The organism is Pseudomonas paeninsulae, from assembly GCF_035621475.1.
GTDB classification, from domain to species: domain Bacteria; phylum Pseudomonadota; class Gammaproteobacteria; order Pseudomonadales; family Pseudomonadaceae; genus Aquipseudomonas; species Aquipseudomonas paeninsulae.
Window position 1 is genome coordinate 4,554,358 of record NZ_CP141799.1, and the last position, 16,097, is coordinate 4,570,454.

At 61.1% G+C, this 16,097-nt stretch carries 16 protein-coding genes; 6 read left to right on the plus strand and 10 right to left on the minus strand.

Annotated features, from left to right (window positions below; translation table 11 throughout):
- Positions 1 to 30: 30 nt before the first annotated feature.
- Positions 31 to 1,839: a lipid A export permease/ATP-binding protein MsbA gene (gene msbA / locus VCJ09_RS20980; protein WP_324731970.1), complete on the minus strand. Its 1,809-nt coding sequence runs from the start codon at positions 1,837 to 1,839 to the stop codon at positions 31 to 33.
- Positions 1,840 to 1,994: 155 nt separating this feature from the next.
- Between msbA and VCJ09_RS20985 the strand changes: the two genes are divergently transcribed.
- From VCJ09_RS20985 to VCJ09_RS21010, 6 genes are read left to right on the plus strand one after another with little or no spacing between them, the layout of a single operon-like run.
- Complete coding sequence (locus VCJ09_RS20985; protein WP_324731971.1) at positions 1,995 to 3,140, plus strand: O-antigen ligase family protein; 1,146 nt, start codon at positions 1,995 to 1,997, stop codon at positions 3,138 to 3,140.
- Positions 3,137 to 3,814 carry a lipopolysaccharide kinase InaA family protein gene (locus VCJ09_RS20990; RefSeq protein ID WP_324731972.1) on the plus strand — a complete coding sequence of 226 codons (678 nt, stop codon included), beginning with the start codon at positions 3,137 to 3,139 and terminating at the stop codon, positions 3,812 to 3,814. The genes VCJ09_RS20985 and VCJ09_RS20990 overlap by 4 nt, the downstream gene beginning before the upstream one ends.
- Positions 3,815 to 3,818: 4 nt before the next feature.
- Positions 3,819 to 4,232, plus strand: a complete 414-nt coding sequence (locus tag VCJ09_RS20995; RefSeq protein ID WP_324731973.1) for a sugar 3,4-ketoisomerase — start codon at positions 3,819 to 3,821, stop codon at positions 4,230 to 4,232.
- Entirely contained in the window at positions 4,216 to 4,701 is a 486-nt protein-coding gene (locus VCJ09_RS21000; protein ID WP_324731974.1) for an acyltransferase, read from the plus strand. Before VCJ09_RS20995 ends, VCJ09_RS21000 begins: the two co-directional genes overlap by 17 nt.
- The gene (locus VCJ09_RS21005) at positions 4,679 to 5,782 is read left to right on the plus strand and encodes a DegT/DnrJ/EryC1/StrS family aminotransferase (protein WP_324731975.1); all 1,104 of its coding nucleotides are present in this window, start codon (positions 4,679 to 4,681) and stop codon (positions 5,780 to 5,782) included. The genes VCJ09_RS21000 and VCJ09_RS21005 overlap by 23 nt, the downstream gene beginning before the upstream one ends.
- A 24-nt stretch (positions 5,783 to 5,806) precedes the next feature.
- Complete coding sequence (locus VCJ09_RS21010) at positions 5,807 to 6,424, plus strand: acyltransferase (RefSeq protein ID WP_324731976.1); 618 nt, start codon at positions 5,807 to 5,809, stop codon at positions 6,422 to 6,424.
- Between the two features lie 8 nt (positions 6,425 to 6,432).
- Here VCJ09_RS21010 and VCJ09_RS21015 read toward each other — a convergent pair whose 3' ends face one another.
- The 9 genes from VCJ09_RS21015 to VCJ09_RS21055 are packed head-to-tail and all read right to left on the minus strand — an operon-like array spanning position 6,433 to position 16,037.
- Complete coding sequence (locus tag VCJ09_RS21015; RefSeq protein WP_324731977.1) at positions 6,433 to 7,323, minus strand: glycosyltransferase; 891 nt, start codon at positions 7,321 to 7,323, stop codon at positions 6,433 to 6,435.
- Positions 7,320 to 8,462 (minus strand): glycosyltransferase, encoded by a 1,143-nt coding sequence (locus VCJ09_RS21020; protein WP_324731978.1) that lies wholly within the window; start codon positions 8,460 to 8,462, stop codon positions 7,320 to 7,322. Before VCJ09_RS21020 ends, VCJ09_RS21015 begins: the two co-directional genes overlap by 4 nt.
- Positions 8,459 to 9,382 (minus strand): glycosyltransferase family 2 protein, encoded by a 924-nt coding sequence (locus VCJ09_RS21025; RefSeq protein WP_324731979.1) that lies wholly within the window; start codon positions 9,380 to 9,382, stop codon positions 8,459 to 8,461. Before VCJ09_RS21025 ends, VCJ09_RS21020 begins: the two co-directional genes overlap by 4 nt.
- Positions 9,366 to 11,123, minus strand: a complete 1,758-nt coding sequence (locus VCJ09_RS21030) for a carbamoyltransferase family protein (protein ID WP_324731980.1) — start codon at positions 11,121 to 11,123, stop codon at positions 9,366 to 9,368. The genes VCJ09_RS21025 and VCJ09_RS21030 overlap by 17 nt, the downstream gene beginning before the upstream one ends.
- Before the next feature lie 11 nt (positions 11,124 to 11,134).
- Positions 11,135 to 12,601, minus strand: a complete 1,467-nt coding sequence (locus VCJ09_RS21035) for a lipopolysaccharide kinase InaA family protein (protein ID WP_324731981.1) — start codon at positions 12,599 to 12,601, stop codon at positions 11,135 to 11,137.
- Entirely contained in the window at positions 12,598 to 13,344 is a 747-nt protein-coding gene (locus VCJ09_RS21040; RefSeq protein WP_324731982.1) for a lipopolysaccharide kinase InaA family protein, read from the minus strand. Before VCJ09_RS21040 ends, VCJ09_RS21035 begins: the two co-directional genes overlap by 4 nt.
- Positions 13,341 to 14,078: a lipopolysaccharide kinase InaA family protein gene (locus VCJ09_RS21045; RefSeq protein WP_324731983.1), complete on the minus strand. Its 738-nt coding sequence runs from the start codon at positions 14,076 to 14,078 to the stop codon at positions 13,341 to 13,343. Before VCJ09_RS21045 ends, VCJ09_RS21040 begins: the two co-directional genes overlap by 4 nt.
- A complete protein-coding gene (gene rfaP / locus VCJ09_RS21050) occupies positions 14,071 to 14,919 on the minus strand; it encodes a lipopolysaccharide core heptose(I) kinase RfaP (RefSeq protein ID WP_324731984.1) in 849 nt (282 codons plus the stop codon). Before rfaP ends, VCJ09_RS21045 begins: the two co-directional genes overlap by 8 nt.
- The gene (locus VCJ09_RS21055; RefSeq protein WP_324731985.1) at positions 14,916 to 16,037 is read right to left on the minus strand and encodes a glycosyltransferase family 4 protein; all 1,122 of its coding nucleotides are present in this window, start codon (positions 16,035 to 16,037) and stop codon (positions 14,916 to 14,918) included. Before VCJ09_RS21055 ends, rfaP begins: the two co-directional genes overlap by 4 nt.
- Positions 16,038 to 16,097 lie beyond the last annotated feature (60 nt).

A 16,097-nucleotide genomic window follows, 5' to 3' on the forward strand; every position in this document is an offset into this window, starting at 1 on the left:
GATGGCCTCAAGTGGCGAGCGCGTAGTTTATCAGGCGATATCCAATGGCGCGTTTTCATCCAGTCCCAGCGCATGCAAGCGCGCATAGAAACCATTCTGCTCGAGCAGACTGGCATGGGTGCCACGCTCGACGATCCGCCCCTGATCCATTACCAGAATCAGATCAGCTTTCTCGATGGTCGACAGGCGGTGCGCGATGACCAGCGTGGTACGCCCCGTCATCACCCGATCCAGGGCAGCCTGGATATGCCGCTCGGATTCGGTATCGAGGGCCGAAGTCGCCTCATCCAGCACCAGAATCGGCGCATCCTTGAGCAAGGCCCGGGCAATCGCCAGGCGCTGACGCTGGCCGCCGGAGAGCAGTACGCCATTCTCGCCGACCTCGGTGTCCAGCCCCTGCGCCAGCTTGTCGATGAATTCCTTGGCGTAGGCCGCCTCGACCGCCTGCTCGATAGCCTCACGCGGCGCGTCGACCAAGTCGCCGTAGGCGATGTTATTGGCCACGCTGTCGTTGAACAGGGTCACCTGTTGAGTCACCAGCGCGATATGCCGGCGCAGGTTGCGCAACTTGTAATCCTCGACATCCACTCCGTCGAGCAGAATCTGCCCGGTCTCATGGTGATAGAAGCGCGGAATCAGGCTGGCCAGGGTCGACTTGCCGCTGCCGGAGCGCCCGACCAGGGCAATCATCTGCCCAGGTTCGGCGCTGAAGGAAATATCGCTGAGCACCGGCTTCTCGGCGCCAGGGTACTGGAAGCTCAGATTGCGTACTTCCAGACGGCCACTGACCCGTTCAAGCTCGACAGTGCCATGATCGACTTCCGGAGCTTCATCGAGTTGTTCGAAGATGCTTTCGGCAGCAGCCAGGCCTTTCTGGATATTGGCGCTGACCTCGGAGAGCTGGCGAATCGGCTTGGGCAGCAAGCCGGCGGCGGTGATGTAAGCCACTAGATCGCCCGCCGTGGCATCGCCGCGCAACAACAGCACCAGGAACATCAATACCGCCATGGCACTGTAAATCACCAGCTGCAACATAGGGGTGTAGACCGCACCGGTCTTGGTCATGCGCAATTGCTTGCTGGTGTTGTCCTGACTGGCGGCAGCAAACCGCTTGGACTCGTAACCCTCGCCGCCAAAACTGCGCACCACCCGATAGCCCTGGATGGTTTCAGAGGCAACATGGGTGACATCGCCCATGGCCACCTGGATCTTCTTGCTTTGCTTGCGAAATTTCTTGCTCGCGCTGCCGACCATCAGCGCAATCACCGGCAGGATGGCCAGCATCACCAGGGTCAGCTGCCAATTCATCCACAACAGGTAGGCAAACAGGAAAACCACCGTCAAGCCTTCGCGAATCACCACCTTGATCGCATCGGTCGCCGCGCTAGTGACCATGGTCACATTGAAGGTGATGCGCGAGATCAGATGCCCGGAGTTATGACTATCGAAATAGCGGTTGGGCAGCGCCAGCAGGCTGTTGAACAAGGAAACGCGCAAATCATGCACCAGCCCCAACGAAACCTTGGCCAGGAAGTAGTTACCCAGATAGGCCCCCACCCCCTGCCAGGCAGCGATCAGCACAATCAGCAGCGGCACCGCCTGCAGCAGTTGCAGATCGCGCAGGTAGGGCACCGTAGGGAAGAGCACGACTTCGGGGTTGGACAGCCCGTCGACAAAGTATTTGAGAATCCCGGCGAGCATCGGCTGAGTCGAGGCGAAGATGACGTAGCCGATAATGCTGATCGCGAAGTAGCCGATGTAGGGCTTTACGTAACCGAGCAGGCGCAGGTAGATCTTCAGACTAGAGGCTTGGGCAGCGTTTGAGTGCTGGTCGGTCATGCGTTCACGCTTCGACTTGGCCGAAAGGCCGACGAGCTTAGCACAGCAGCGGCTGCCTCTTCTCGGCGGATGCTTTAAGATGCTCAACCCTTAACAGCCATCGGCCAGGTCCAGTGCAGACATCGCAAACGCTGACAAACCCCACGTTATTGTTCATGGAAAACTTCATCGTTCGCCACTGGCTGGTGCTGGGCTATCTGGTGCTCCTGACCGGCCTGTTCTGGGCGGCCAATGGCAGTCTGTTCACCAAGCTTTACTACGGTTTGATTGCCGCACCCACCTTGTTCGCCCTGATCGTTGCACCCCATAACCTCCGGCCAATCCTCCGTGAGCCCATGCTGCTGGTCTTCCTGGCCTTTTCCGCCTGGTTGCTATTCAGCCTCTCCTGGACGCAGGCCGATGACGGCCTGGCCGGGCTAGCCAAACGCCCTGTGTATGTGTTCATGATGCTCGCGGCCTGCGCACTGATCGCCTGCAAGGACGAGCAACTGCTGCTCAAGACCCTGCGCATCGGCGCCCTGCTCGCCGCCCTGGCGGCCCTGATCAATCTGTACATCTACTTTACCGGCCCGTCCGCCGGGGCACGCCTGGTAGGGACAGGGGCGCTGCGTAACCCGCTGCTCACCTCCCATGTGCTGGGCTTTTTCTGCACATACTGGATCGCCGCCTGGCTGACCCGCAGTGAACGGCATGACTGGTTACCGATCCTGCTCGCACTGCCCCTGCTCGCGGCGCTGCTGGCCACCGGCTCGCGTACACCGCTACTGGCTCTTGTCCTGACCAGCCTGTGGATGCTCCTGATGACTGGCCGCCGGGCACTCTACCTAGCCGCGGCACTGGTATTGGCCGCCGGCACCAGCATTGCCCTGATGCCCGAGCTACTGCTGCAACGCGGCCTGTCCTTCCGTCCGCAACTCTGGAGCGAAGCCATACGTCAGGCCAGCGAACACCTATGGATTGGCCGCGGATTCGACAGCCAGTTCACATTCAACATCGAGGGGCTCGGCAGGACATTGAGCGATCCGCACAATGTCGAACTGGCCGTCCTGCTTGAGCTCGGCCTGGTAGGCCTGAGCCTTTGGCTGTTGATGTATGGCCTGGTCTTGCTGCGTTGCCTGCAGCAGCGGCACCAAGGCAAGTTTCAACTGGCGTCCGCCCTGGTCGTCTACGGCCTGTCGGCAGGCCTGACCGAAGGCAGTAATTTCTTCTCCAGACCCAACGAGAACTGGTTCCTGATCTGGATTCCCCTTTCACTGGTCGCTGGGTTGTCCATTAGCCAGCGCCTGCAGAGCAAACCATGAGAATCCTCAGCGAAACGGAACTCGATACCCTGCTGTGCGGCGCCAAGACGATCGAGGAAGATGGCCTCGGCCTCAAGGTAGCCTGCCTGAAGGGCGGCGACTTCCTCAAGCTGTATCGTCGCAAGCGCCTGCTGTCGTCGGCACTTTGGTCGCTCCCCGCGCGCCGCTTCGCCAATAATGCCAAGCGTTTGCAGCAACTCGGCATAGCGTCCCCGGACATTGAAGAGCTGCTGCTGATTCCCGAGCGGAAATTGAATGGCGTCCGCTACCGCCCTCTGCCGGGAGAAACCCTGCGCGACCGCTGGAGAACCCTGACAGACGAGGCCCGGGAGACCGAGGTTCAATGCTTTGGTGCATTTCTCGGACACTTGCACCAGTTGGGCGTGTACTTCCGCTCACTGCACCTAGGTAATGTGCTGTATCTGCCCGATACGCGCTTCGGCCTGATTGATTTATCCGACATGCAGATCAGCGGCCAGCCACTCCCCCGCTGGAAACGCAAACGCAATGTCCGCCATATGCTTCGCTACCCTGAAGACACCCAATGGCTTGCCAGCGCTCACCTGGCTGCCTTGATTCGCGGATATGCCAGTAGTGCCGGAGAGCTCGCCGCCCAAGGATTGATGCACGAAATAAACGCTTCCCACTCCGCCACCCTTGAAACATCCAGGTAACAGCATGAGCCTAATCAAACTGATCGATTTTCATGAGTTTGCAGACACCCGCGGGGCATTGGTGGCACTGGAGGGCGGGAAAGAAATTCCATTTGAAATTCGCCGGGTCTATTACCTCTACCACCTGAGTAATAACTTTCACCGGGGTTTCCATGCACACCGCAACCTTGAACAGGTTGCGGTGTGCATAAGTGGCAGCTGCAGCTTCCTCCTGGATGACGGGCTAAACCGGCAAACGTTGAACCTGGCCTCACCCGCGCAAGGGCTACTCATTGAGCCTATGGTCTGGCACGAAATGTTCGATTTTTCCAGCGATTGCGTGCTGATGGTCATCGCCAGTGAGCACTACGACGAGTCAGACTATATCCGTGACTACGAGCAGTTCAGAAAAGAGGCGGCAAATGCCCAAGATTCATGAACTATCTGACGTGCAAAGCTCAAGCATCGGTGCGGGGACACGAATTTGGCAGTACTCGGTCATATTGGCCAACGCCCGGATAGGTCAAAATTGCAACATCTGTGCGCACACCTTCATCGAAAACGAAGTGGTGATCGGCGATAATGTCACGATCAAATCCGGCGTTTATCTCTGGGATGGAACGGTAATCGAGGACGGTGCTTTCATTGGCCCCAATGCGACCTTTACCAATGACAAAACCCCCCGTTCCAAAGCGTATCCAGCACATTTCAGTGGCCCCCGGATAAAGCGCGGTGCCTCTGTCGGGGCCAATGCCACCTTGTTGCCCGGGGTGGTCATCGGCGAATACGCCATGGTGGGTGCTGGCGCCGTAGTCACGACAGATGTCCCTGCATTCGCAGTTGTAATCGGCAACCCTGCGCGCATCGTGCGCTTCCTGGACCAAGATGATTCCCTTCCTAAACCTTAAAAGCGTCAATGCCGAACTACGTGCAGAGCTACTGGATGCCTGCGCCCGAGTCATCGACTCGGGCTGGTATATCGCCGGTAATGAACTCGCCGCATTCGAACAAGAGTTCGCCGCCTACTGCTCGACAACCCACTGTATTGGCGTAGCCAATGGTCTCGACGCGCTCACCCTGACTCTTCGGGCCTGGCAGGAGCTAGGTCGACTCAAAGAAGGCGATGAGGTCATAGTTCCGGCGAACACCTATATCGCTACGCTACTGGCCATCACCGAAAACCACTTGAAACCAGTGCTCGTGGAACCCGACGAAGGCAGCTTCAACTTGTCCCACAACGCCGTCGCTGCGGCGATCACTCCTCGTACCAAAGTCATCATGCCGGTTCACCTGTATGGACGTCTTGCACCGATGCCGGAACTCCTGACCCTTGCCGGTGAACATCAACTCCTGGTGCTTGAAGATGCGGCACAGGGGCATGGCGCCAGTTTGGCTGGGCGCAAGGCTGGAAGCTGGGGGGATGCGGCCGGTTTCAGCTTCTATCCCGGCAAGAATTTGGGAGCCCTGGGCGATGCCGGGGCCATCACCACATCCGATGATGCGCTTGCCGAGACCTTGCGCGCACTGCGCAACTATGGCTCCCATGAGAAATACCGAAACCTGTTTCAAGGGGTAAACAGCCGCCTGGACGAAATACAGGCAGCCATGTTGCGGGTGAAGTTACTGCACCTGGATCGGCAGACCGAGCAACGCCGCCGGATCGCTCGCTGCTACCTGGATCTAATCAAGCATCCCGCCGTGACGCTTCCTGCCTGGGAGGAAGAGCAACAACATGTGTGGCACCTGTTTGTGGTGCTCAGCAAACACCGTGAACAACTGCAACAACAACTGGCCCTGGCCGGCATCCAGACTCTGATTCATTACCCCATCGCCCCGCACCGGCAAGACGCCTACCGGGAACTCGGCCACCTGCAATTGCCGATCACCGAGCGCCTGCACAATGAGGTCCTGAGCCTGCCGATGGACCCCAGCATGACACTCGAACAAGCACACGAAGTTGCTCAGGCGATCAACCATGCAACCCTCTAAGCCGTTAGCAGCCCACTCGTCGATATGAAGACTCTACGCAAGTACGGTTGGCGCACAGGACTCAAGCGTTATCTGTTACAGATGCTGCAAGGCAGTCGTAAGCTGGTTTATCGGCTGCTTTCGGAAAACCCGCCACGCCTCATGCAAGGCCGCCTGAAACAACCGGCATTGTTCTCCGGGCGAGGCGAAATTCGCATCGGCAGATCCACTATCGGTGTATGGCCCTCGCCCTTCTTCCTCAACGGGTACGCCCACATCGAGGCACGGGAAGCCACAGCGAAGATCGTGATCGGCGCGCACAGCCATATCAACAACAACGCTGTACTGATTGCCGAGCGCAGCAGCATCAGCATTGGTGACAACACCCTGATCGGTCACAATTTCTCGGCCTACGACTCCGACTTCCACTGCCTCGAACCCAGCTTGCGCAGCTCGGGGCAGCACGAGAGCCAGGCCGTCAGCATCGGCTCGAATGTGTTTGTCGGCGCGGACGTCACCGTGCTTAAAGGCGTATCCATCGGCGACAACAGCGTGATCGCCAATGGCTCGATAGTAAACAGCGACATCCCCGCAAACGTCATCGCTGGCGGCATACCGGCCAGGGTCATGCGCACGCTGGAGGCGCCGGGCACAACGACCTGAAATCGGACTCAGCTCGCCCGCTTGGCAGCCGGCAAGAGAAATCGCCCCAGGGCACGCAACGTCTTGCGGTTCCAGAAACGCCACGGCAACTGCTCGAATAATTCACGGGCCAGCGCTTTATCCTTGCGGGCGCATTTGAGCAGCATCGAATTGATGAATCGCGCGCAAACCTCGGGATAGGCAGGTTCGTCGCTGAATTGCGCGTAGGTCTTCAACACGTTATCGATCATGAATCGATAGTTCTTATAGGTGTTATGCCCATGCATACGGTATTGGGCCAATACCGTATCCAGCACATCGATGACATAGCCCGCCCGCGTGATCTTCAGCTTGATCAGCAAGTCTTCCAGCCTGATCTCCGGATCGAAGCCACCCACGGCCTCCAGCGCGTCTCGGCGAAACAGCATGGTGGGCGCTGGAGCACCGGGCTGGCGCCCGAGGAAGATATCGTCGAAGCTCAGGCGCCGGGCCGGCTTCATACGCTGCTTGGATAATGGCCGACCGGTCTCGTCGATTTTCTCGATATTGCCGCCACAGATACCCACTTCCGGCTTGTCACGCAGATGCGCGACCTGTACAGCCAGACGCTCGCGGCACATTACGTCATCGGAACCGAAGGGGGCGATCAGGCTGCCGGAAGCTCGGGCGATGGCGCCATTCAACGTGCGCGACAGGCCCTGATTGGCCTGCACCCGAAAATCGAAGCCGTGTATCGCCTGCAGACGCTGAATGCGCTCGACACTGTCATCCTGCGAACCGTCATCGACTACCAGCAACTCCACCCGCGGGTAGGACTGCTGCAACACGCTGGCAATACTTTGCTCAACGTATTTGCCGTGGTTGTAGGACGGAATGATCACCGTCACCAGCGGCAGCTCGGCGTCCTGAATATCACTCATAAGGCTGCTCGTTCCACGGCTAGTGACTGTTCGACCATCTGCAGGTACTGCAGGCGGAAATCCTCGATGGCATGCGCGCCACGCAGGTAGCAGTAGGCCCGCTCACCCTCTGCCCCTCGTTGCTCGGCATCCAGGTCCAGCACCGCGCCCAACTGCGCGGTCAAGGCCGCGGCATCGCCGACCGGGAAAATACGTCCGCCGCAATCCTCGAGTATCGGCCGCAAACTATCGATATCCGACCCAATCACCGGTAAATGGCCGCTCATGCCCTCGAGCAAGGCCAGCGGCAGCCCTTCGCTCAGAGACGGCATGACGAAGGCATCGAAGGCGCGTACGTACTGCAGGGCGTCCTCACGGGCACCCAGCAGGTGCGCTTTACCTTCCAGGCCAAAGCGGGTGATCGCGGTTTCGAGTTCGGCGCGCGTGCGCCCTTCGCCGATAATTGCCAACTGAGCCTGCGGGTAAACGGACTGCACCTGGGCGAAGGCCTCAATCAGATGGATATGCCCCTTCACCGGCACCAGCCGGCCAATGGCGCCAAAGATGAAGGGTTCCTGCGCCAGACCCAGTAGGCTGCGCGCCTGTTCGCGTGGATGTTGCAAGCGCTCAGCGCGGTCGATATCGATGGCATTGTTGATCTGCACGGTATTGCTGGCATTAAAACCAGCACCGCAACCTACCAGGTAATCGCGCACCGCCCGCGACACGCCGACCACCCGCCAATTCGCGGTCAACAGCCGACGTGCTTCCCAGCGCCGGTAGCCACGATCGAAATCACCGATGCCGTGCTGCACACCGATACAGGCCGGAATGCGCAGCCAGCGATTGAGCAGCATCAGCATATTCATCGGTTTGAAGCGATGGGCGATCACCACGTCGTAGCGCTGCTCGCGGCACAGTCGGAACAGGCGCCACAACGCCAGCAGGCGCAGGCCCTTCAAGTCCGACTGGCTGAAGCCGAAATAGATCGAGCGTGCCGCCCCACTCTCCGGCTCCCCCGGCCCGGGCTGGCCGCGCAGGAAGGCCGTGGTTACCTCAAAACGTTCGGCGGGCAACCCTTGGATGACCTGCTCGGCCAAATCGGAGGCATTGACGTTGTAGCGGTTCTGCAACTGCAAAACCTTGATCTTGCCGCTCATGCTCTCAGCCCCAACCACAGGCGCAAGGCCTTGCGCACATAGGTCCCCTTCAACAACACGCACGGATCTTGCTTGAGTGCGGCGCGGAAATATTCCTTGGCAGCGGCTACATCGCCGGCCAGGTAGGCGCTGCGGAACAATGACAAACTGCGCTGTACATAGAACTCGGGTTTGAGCACTTGGAAGCGCACGTCCAGCCGCTGCGAGGCGAACACTTCATCGACCAACGCCAGGCCGCCGGCCTTGGCGTGGCTGAACTGGTGGCGCAGGCTGTCGTCGTGCTTGTGGATCAGCGCCAGCGGCTGCGCCAGCAGGGTACAGGGGTAATTGGCCAAGGCCTGGGCAAACACCGGGATATCCTCGGCACTGCGGAAAGCCTCTGGATAGTCACCGCGCGTGAACACTTCGCGGTGCATCGCACAGGCACCATTGGAAAGGGCTAGGCGCTTGCCCAGCAGGTACGCCCTCAATCGTTGCAACGGCTGCTCGGGCAAGGCGGCAGGCACATGTTGCCGGCGCTGCCCATCAGGCGAGATACTGAAATGGCCGCCGATCACCAGGCGCGCCTGCGGTTGCGCAAGCAGATGCTCGCTCAGTGCAGCCAGAGCACCGGCGACCAACTCATCATCGGCATCGAGAAACAACAGGTAGTCGCCTGTCGTCTCACGGAGACCGACATTGCGCGCCGAGGCGGCGCCGCCGTTGCTCTTGTGAACGATGCGGAAGCGTCCGGGATGAGCCGCCAGCAGCCCATCGAGCGCCTGCCGGGTGTCGTCCGTCGAGCCATCGTCGACAACAAGCAGCTCGGCAGATGCCTCAGCCAGCTGCGTCAGCACGGACTCGACCGCACGCGGCAGAACCGCGGCGTAGTTGTACGTAGGAATGACGACGCTAAGCAGCGGCTTAGCCAACATTTTCATGCCAATCCATGCCGTCCTTCACCACCAGAATATCTTCCATGATCAGGTACGGCAGGTCCGAGCCATAGAACATGTTCAGCGCATCGGTCGGCGAGCAGATCATCGGCTCGCCGCGGCGATTGAGCGAGGTGTTCAGCGACACGCCATTGCCGGTGAGTTTTTCCAGTTCGAGCATCATGTCGTAATAACGCGGGTTGTATTCGCGCTTGAGCACCTGGGCGCGCGAGGTGCCGTCTTCGTGCACCACTTCGCTGACACGGGTCTTCCACTCGTCGTTGACCTCGAAGGTGAAGGTCATGAACGGCGACGGGTGATCAACCTTGAGCATCTGCGCACCGACCGTATCGAGCATCGACGGGCAGAAGGGCCGCCAGCGCTCGCGGAACTTGATCTGCTCGTTGATCCGATTGGCCACCCCTGGGATGCTCGGACAGCCGACGATCGAACGGCCGCCAAGGGCGCGCGGGCCGAACTCCATGCGCCCCTGGAACCAGGCCACCGGGTTGCCGGCGACCATGATCTCGGCGATGCGCTGCGGCATGTTGTCGATCCGCTTGAACACAGGCTTGCTCGGGTGCCTGGCGCAAGCGGCGATGACATCTTCGTTGGAGAAGGACGGGCCGAGGTAGACGTGCTCCATCTTCTCCACCGGGACGCCGCGCTTGTGCGAGATGTAGGCGGCGGCGCCGACCGCAGTGCCGGCATCGCCGGAAGCGGGCTGAACGAACAGCTCCTTGACCTCGTCGCGGGCGATGATCTTCTGGTTGAGCTTGACGTTCAGCGCGCAGCCGCCGGCGAAGGCGAGCTTGCCGGTTTCCTTGAGGATGTCACCCAGGTAGTAATCCATCATCTGCAGCGCCAGCTTCTCGAACAGCGCCTGCATGCTGGCGGCATAGTGGATGTAGGGATCGTCGGCAATGTCGCCTTCGCGCTTGGGCCCCAGCCACTCGATCAGCTTGGGCGAGAAGTAGAAGCCCTTGCCCTTCTCTTTATAACGGCGCAGGCCGATGACGTTGGCGTACTCGGTGTTAATGATCAGCTCACCGTTCTCGAACTTGGCCAACCGGGAGAAGTCGTACTTGCTGGCGTCGCCGTAGGGCGCCATGCCCATGACCTTGAACTCGCCATCGAGCATCTCGAAACCGAGGAACTCGGTGATCGCGCCGTACAGGCCACCGAGCGAATCCGGATCGAAGAACTCCTTGATCTTGTGGATCTTGCCGTTCTCGCCGTAGCCGAAGAAGGTGGTGGCGTACTCGCCCTTGCCGTCGATGCCGAGGATCGCGGTCTTTTCCTTGAACCCGGAGCAGTGATAGGCACTGGAGGCGTGGGCCAGGTGATGCTCGACCGGCTCGATCTTGATCTTCTTCGGGTCGAAGCCGAGTTGCTCCAGGCACCAGACGATCTTGTTGCGGTAGCGCTTGTAGCGGCGATTACCCATCAGGATGGCGTCGAGCGCCCGGTCCGGGGCGTACCAGTAGCGCTTGGCGTACTTCCAGCGGGCTTCGCCGAACAGACTGATCGGGGCGAAGGGAATCGCCACCACATCGACGTCGCTCGGTTTGATGCCGGCCTGCTCCAGGCAGAACTTGGCCGACTCATAGGGCATGCGGTTCTTCGCGTGTTTGTCGCGCACGAAGCGCTCTTCTTCGGCGGCCGCGATCAACTTGCCGTCGATATACAGGGCGGCGGAAGGATCGTGACTGAGAGCGCCGGACAGGCCAAGAATCGTCAGTGCCACAGGTGAAACCTCTATTCAGGGCAGGTGCCGGGCACCTGCGGTAAACGTTCGTCAAGCAGCTGGAACAGCCTTGAGTCGGCCGGCCAGTTGCGCAGAAAGCGAGCGCGGTCACGAGCATAGGCCCGGGCGAAACGCTGCGTGCTCTGGTGTTGCTGCATGGCATCCAGATCGATCAGAGTCCAGCGACCGTTCTGCCAGAGCAGATTGCTGCCCTTGAAATCGCCATGGCTAATGCGCTCGCGCAGCAGGGCCGCGAACAGCAGATCCAGTGCCTGGAGTTCGGCCTCGGGCGGCGAAGTGGCGGCGCCCGACGCGTCCAGGCAGGGTTTGAAGCGCGCGATTATATCCTCACCGGCCGCGTATTCGGTAATCAGATAGGCTCGCCGCCGCAGCCACAGGGTACGCAACTCCAGCAGAGCCAGAGGCTTGGGCGTGGCGATGCCGAGAAAATCCAGGCGATTGCCTTCGCACCAACTGTGCCAGGCGCGGCTGGGCCGCCAGAAACGCTTGAGCCAGTGAGCGAAGCCCTTGATGTTGTAGCGCTTGACCACCAGCTGGCGGCCAGCCTGCTCGACCAGCGCCACCGTCGACGTGCCACCCAGCTTGAGCGACTGCCCGCCAGCGATGGCCGCATCCGGATCGGCCAGCAATGGCGCCAATCTGCTTTCATCCTGACGCCGCACCACCCGCAGGACCGATGCACCGCGGCGCGCGCTGAACAGGCTGCAATCGCGGCCGGTCTTGCGCAGGTAGTCGCGCAGGCGCCAGCGGCGAACCTTGCCAACCTCCTTGAGCAATGCCTCCACCGGCAGGGCATGTTCGCCATTGACCAGCAGGTAATGCACCAGCAGCTCTTCGATATAGGCATCCAGGCTGGCCGGTAACTGGCCGAAGAATATCCCGAGATTTTCCAGCACCTTGTTGCGCGACAACGGCTGGCCGGGTGATTCGCCACGCACGCCGCCGCCATCGATCACGAACAGGCGGCCGGCATGCCGCAGCAGGTTATCCAGGTGCAGGTCAGCCTGCCAGAGCCCCTGGCCGTGCAACCGGGCAATCAGTTCCAGGGCCTCGCCAAGTACGGCTTGCTGGCCAGCGGACAGCAGTGGCTGCCCTTCGACCGCGCGCCAGGCATCCCCCAGGCTTTGCGCATTATCGAGGTACTCGAACAACAGCCAGCCGCCCTCGCCTTCACGTAGACCATCGGCCAACAGCAGCGGCGTAGGCAAGCCCTGCCCGGCGAACAGGCGGGCGCCATCCAGCTCACGGCGGAAGGCGCGCGCCGCCTTGTCGCCCACCAGCAGCTTGGCCAGTACCTTGCGCCCACGCCATTCGGCCACGCCGACATAACGCTGCCCAGGCAGCACGCGTAGCAGTTGTTGCAACCCCAGGGTGGCCGGGCCGGCAGCATCCGCCAGCTCGATATTCAGCGGCAACTGCGGGCTGCGTCCACTCCGACTCAATTCAGCAAGGGTCAACGGCGTGCCTCCTTGTTACGCCGGCGGCTACCGAGGCGTTGCCACCAGTGTTCGACATCAGCGTCCGCCCCCAGATAGGCGGCCAGCAACTGGCGCACTTCGCTCTCGCTCCAGAGACTGGCGCGGCGCAGCAGCGGCTCCAGATCCTTGATCCGGTCACGCTCGCCGAACAGCAGCGGTCGGGTCTTTTCCAGGTCGATCAATTGCGCACTGAATGCGTCGGCGTTTTGCTTGAGGAAAATATGCTTGGGGTAGAAGCAGCCATGCATCTGCCCGGCGTCATGCAGACGCCGCGCCAGTACGCCGCAACTGCGCAGAATGCTCGTGCGCTCGCCCTCGGCGCGCTCCTGCCAGCTGTCCAGTAGCGCCTCCAGATCCTGCCAGCCATCCAGGGCGCGGGTCAGCAGAATCGCCCGGCGCTCACCCGCGACCCGGCGTTCGGCGAAAAACGCCGCCTGCAATGCCGGAATACCCAGCTGCTGGTAGCGCTGGATATTGCGAAACTCACGGGTAAAAGTCGGCTCCCCCTGCGGACAGGTCAGTCGGCGGGTCAGGTGATTGCTCTGGCGCTTGAGATAGAACGCAGCCTCGCTCAGGTCCAGGCGATAGACACTGCTCCAGCCGCCGCGCTCGGTATTCGGTTCGTCCACCGCCTCCAGCTTGAGCGCCCAGAGCGCGTCATAATTGGCCAGGCCGTGGCGCTCGAGCAGTTCACGATCCTGCTCAGCGATAAAATCCTTCATTCGCGGCCCTCGAAATAGCCCACGATCTGCCGCACACGGCGCTTGTCTGCCGCATTCAGGCGCTGTCGACCGCGGTATTGCAGATAAAAACGCAGGCGCTGGGTGCGCGATAACGTGTATTTGGCCACCTTGTCCAGGCAGGCCAGGTCCTTGACGATGCGATAACGCAACAACGGCCCCCACCAGAAGGCACCCGTCGGGCAATCGATGAGAAACAGCTCGGACTGATTGTTGACCAGCACGTTGCGCCATTTCAGGTCGTTATGGGTGAAGTGATGGTCATGCAGGGCACGGGTCGCGGCGGCCAACTGCTGGCTGACCTGCGCTACCCAGGTACGATCGCGCAGACAGGCCGCATCGCGTTGCGCCAACTGCGCCATGTCCTCGGTGTCGACCAGCTCGCGGGTAATCAGCGCGCCACGCACGAAAGCGCCCGCCTTGCGCTCCAGCCCGTAGGCGACGATGGGGGCCGTGGCGATGCCCCACTTGGCAAAATACTTGAGGTTCTGCCATTCGGCCTTGACCCGCGGCCGCCCGATAAAGCGGCGCAAACCCTTGCCGGCACCGTGATAGCGTTTGACGTAGTAGCGCACGCCCTCGCACTCGACGCGAAGCACCTCGGACAGCGGGTCGCGCGTGATGCGCTCGCCTTGCAGGGCGAATACCGTCTCCAGATCGGCAAAGGCAGCCGCCACTCGCGGCGACGCCTCTTCGCTCAGCCGCCACTTACTCATGACCGGCACCTGGTGCGTATTTGCGCGCATAGCGGGCCAGTAACTGGTCCGCCTTGCGCTGCAGCCAGGCCAACAGCCGCGCCTCATCGCGCAGAATCTGCCGCAGCGACAGCGGATTCTGGAGTTGCTGGCCCTGCACGGCAGCAAAATAGCCCTTGAGAAAGCGCAGTTTGTCGCGCCGGGTCAGGCCGATATTCAGGGCCGAGAAGTACAGCCCGGCCAGGTCCTTGTTACGCCAGCGTAGCGGCAAACTGGCGTGGATCTGCGCGCGGTGCAGGTCGATCAGTGACAGGCGGAAATCGCTCGCGGTAACCGGCTGGTCGGTGTGCAGCAGGAAGTGGCAGATATAGCAGTCCCGATGATTGACTCCGGCGCGGTGCATGCTGCCGGCCATCTTCGCCACTTCGGCGATCAGCGCGCGCTTGAGCGCGGGCGCGGGTGGGCTCTGCGGCCAGTCGAGGCTGAAGTCTTCCAGGCTGACGGTCGGCGCCAGCTCCTCGGTGACGATAAAGGAATGCTGCCGTGCCGGGTTGCTGCCGCGCTCACCATAGGCCACCGCGGTCATGGTCGCCACGCCGGCTTCATGCAAGCGCTGAATCGCCCGCAACTCCTGCCCCGCGCCGAGTACCGGCAGCTTGGCGGTGAGCAGGTTCTTGGCGATCTCGCGCCAGCCGATGCCGCGATGGATCTTGACGAAATAGCCACGCCCGGCCACTTCAGTGCGCAGGGTGCGGCGGCCCTCTAGCTCGCGGTAAACCTGGCCCTGCAAGGCCTCCACTTCGGCAAAGGCGTCCTTACCGGCCCACAACGTCTTGAACGGTTCGCTGAGCAGCAACTTCATGGGCGCTCCGCCAGGATCACATCGGCAGCCTTCTGCGGCATGGAATAGAGGTCGGCACAGTCTGCATAGGCCAGACCGTTACGCCCCCAGAATGCACGGCGCTGATCGTCGGCCAGCATGTCGGCTAGGGTGTGATTGAGCCGCTCCTGCGCGAAGGGGCTCGGCAGCACCCGCCCGGCATCCGCGTCGCAAATGTAATGGGCGTAACCGCAGACATCGGTCACCAGTACCGGCAGACCGGCGACCAGCGCTTCGAGCAGCACGGTGCCGGTGTTTTCGTTGTAGGCCGGATGGATCAGCAGGTCGGCGCCGAGTAGGAAACGCGGGATATCGCTGCGGCCCTTGAGGATCTGCACCTGCTCGGAAATCCCCAGGGTCTTGATCTGCAGGAGGAACGCCGTGGGGTCGTCCTGGCCGATGACGATCAACCGGGTGCGCTGGCGCAGCTCGCGCGGCAGGGCGGCGACGGCTTTCAGGCTACGATCCAGACCCTTGGTCTTGAACCCGGAACCGATCTGCACCAGCAACAGCTCGTCATCCGCCAAGCCGAATTCGCGGCGGAACTCGGCGCGAATCTCGGCGGCATTGGCCGGCGCGCGGCGGTCTTGGGCGATGCCCGGCGGCAGCAGGTGAAAACGCTGCAGCGGGGTGTGGTAATGCTTGATGAACAATGGCTGCTGCACCTCGGAGATCATCAGGATCGAGGTCGCAGATTCCGGCGCGAACACCGCCCGCTCGTAGTCGGCGAAATGCTTGTAACGGCCCCACATGCGGTAAATCGGGTTGCGCAGGGTTTGCGCCTTGTCCTCGAAACAACCGTCGGCAGCGTAATACACATCCAACCCCGGCATCTTGTTGAAGCCGATCACCCGGTCTACCGGGCGCCTGGCCAGGTCAGTCTCGACCCAGGCCGTGAGCTTCTCGTTGCGTTTATGGTTGAACAGCGCCTTGACCGGCACCACCACCACCTCGAAACCATCAGGCACTTCGCCTTCCCAGATCGGCGTATACACGCGAATCGCATGGCCGCGCTGCTGGCACTCCAGGGCAATGCGCAGGAAGTCGCGCTGCAAGCCGCCAAAGGGAAAATATTTGTAGAGGATAAAAGCCAATTGCATCAGGCGTGCCCTTCAATCGCGTAGCCCGGATGCAACCCGGGAAAAATGTTTGGCACCTGC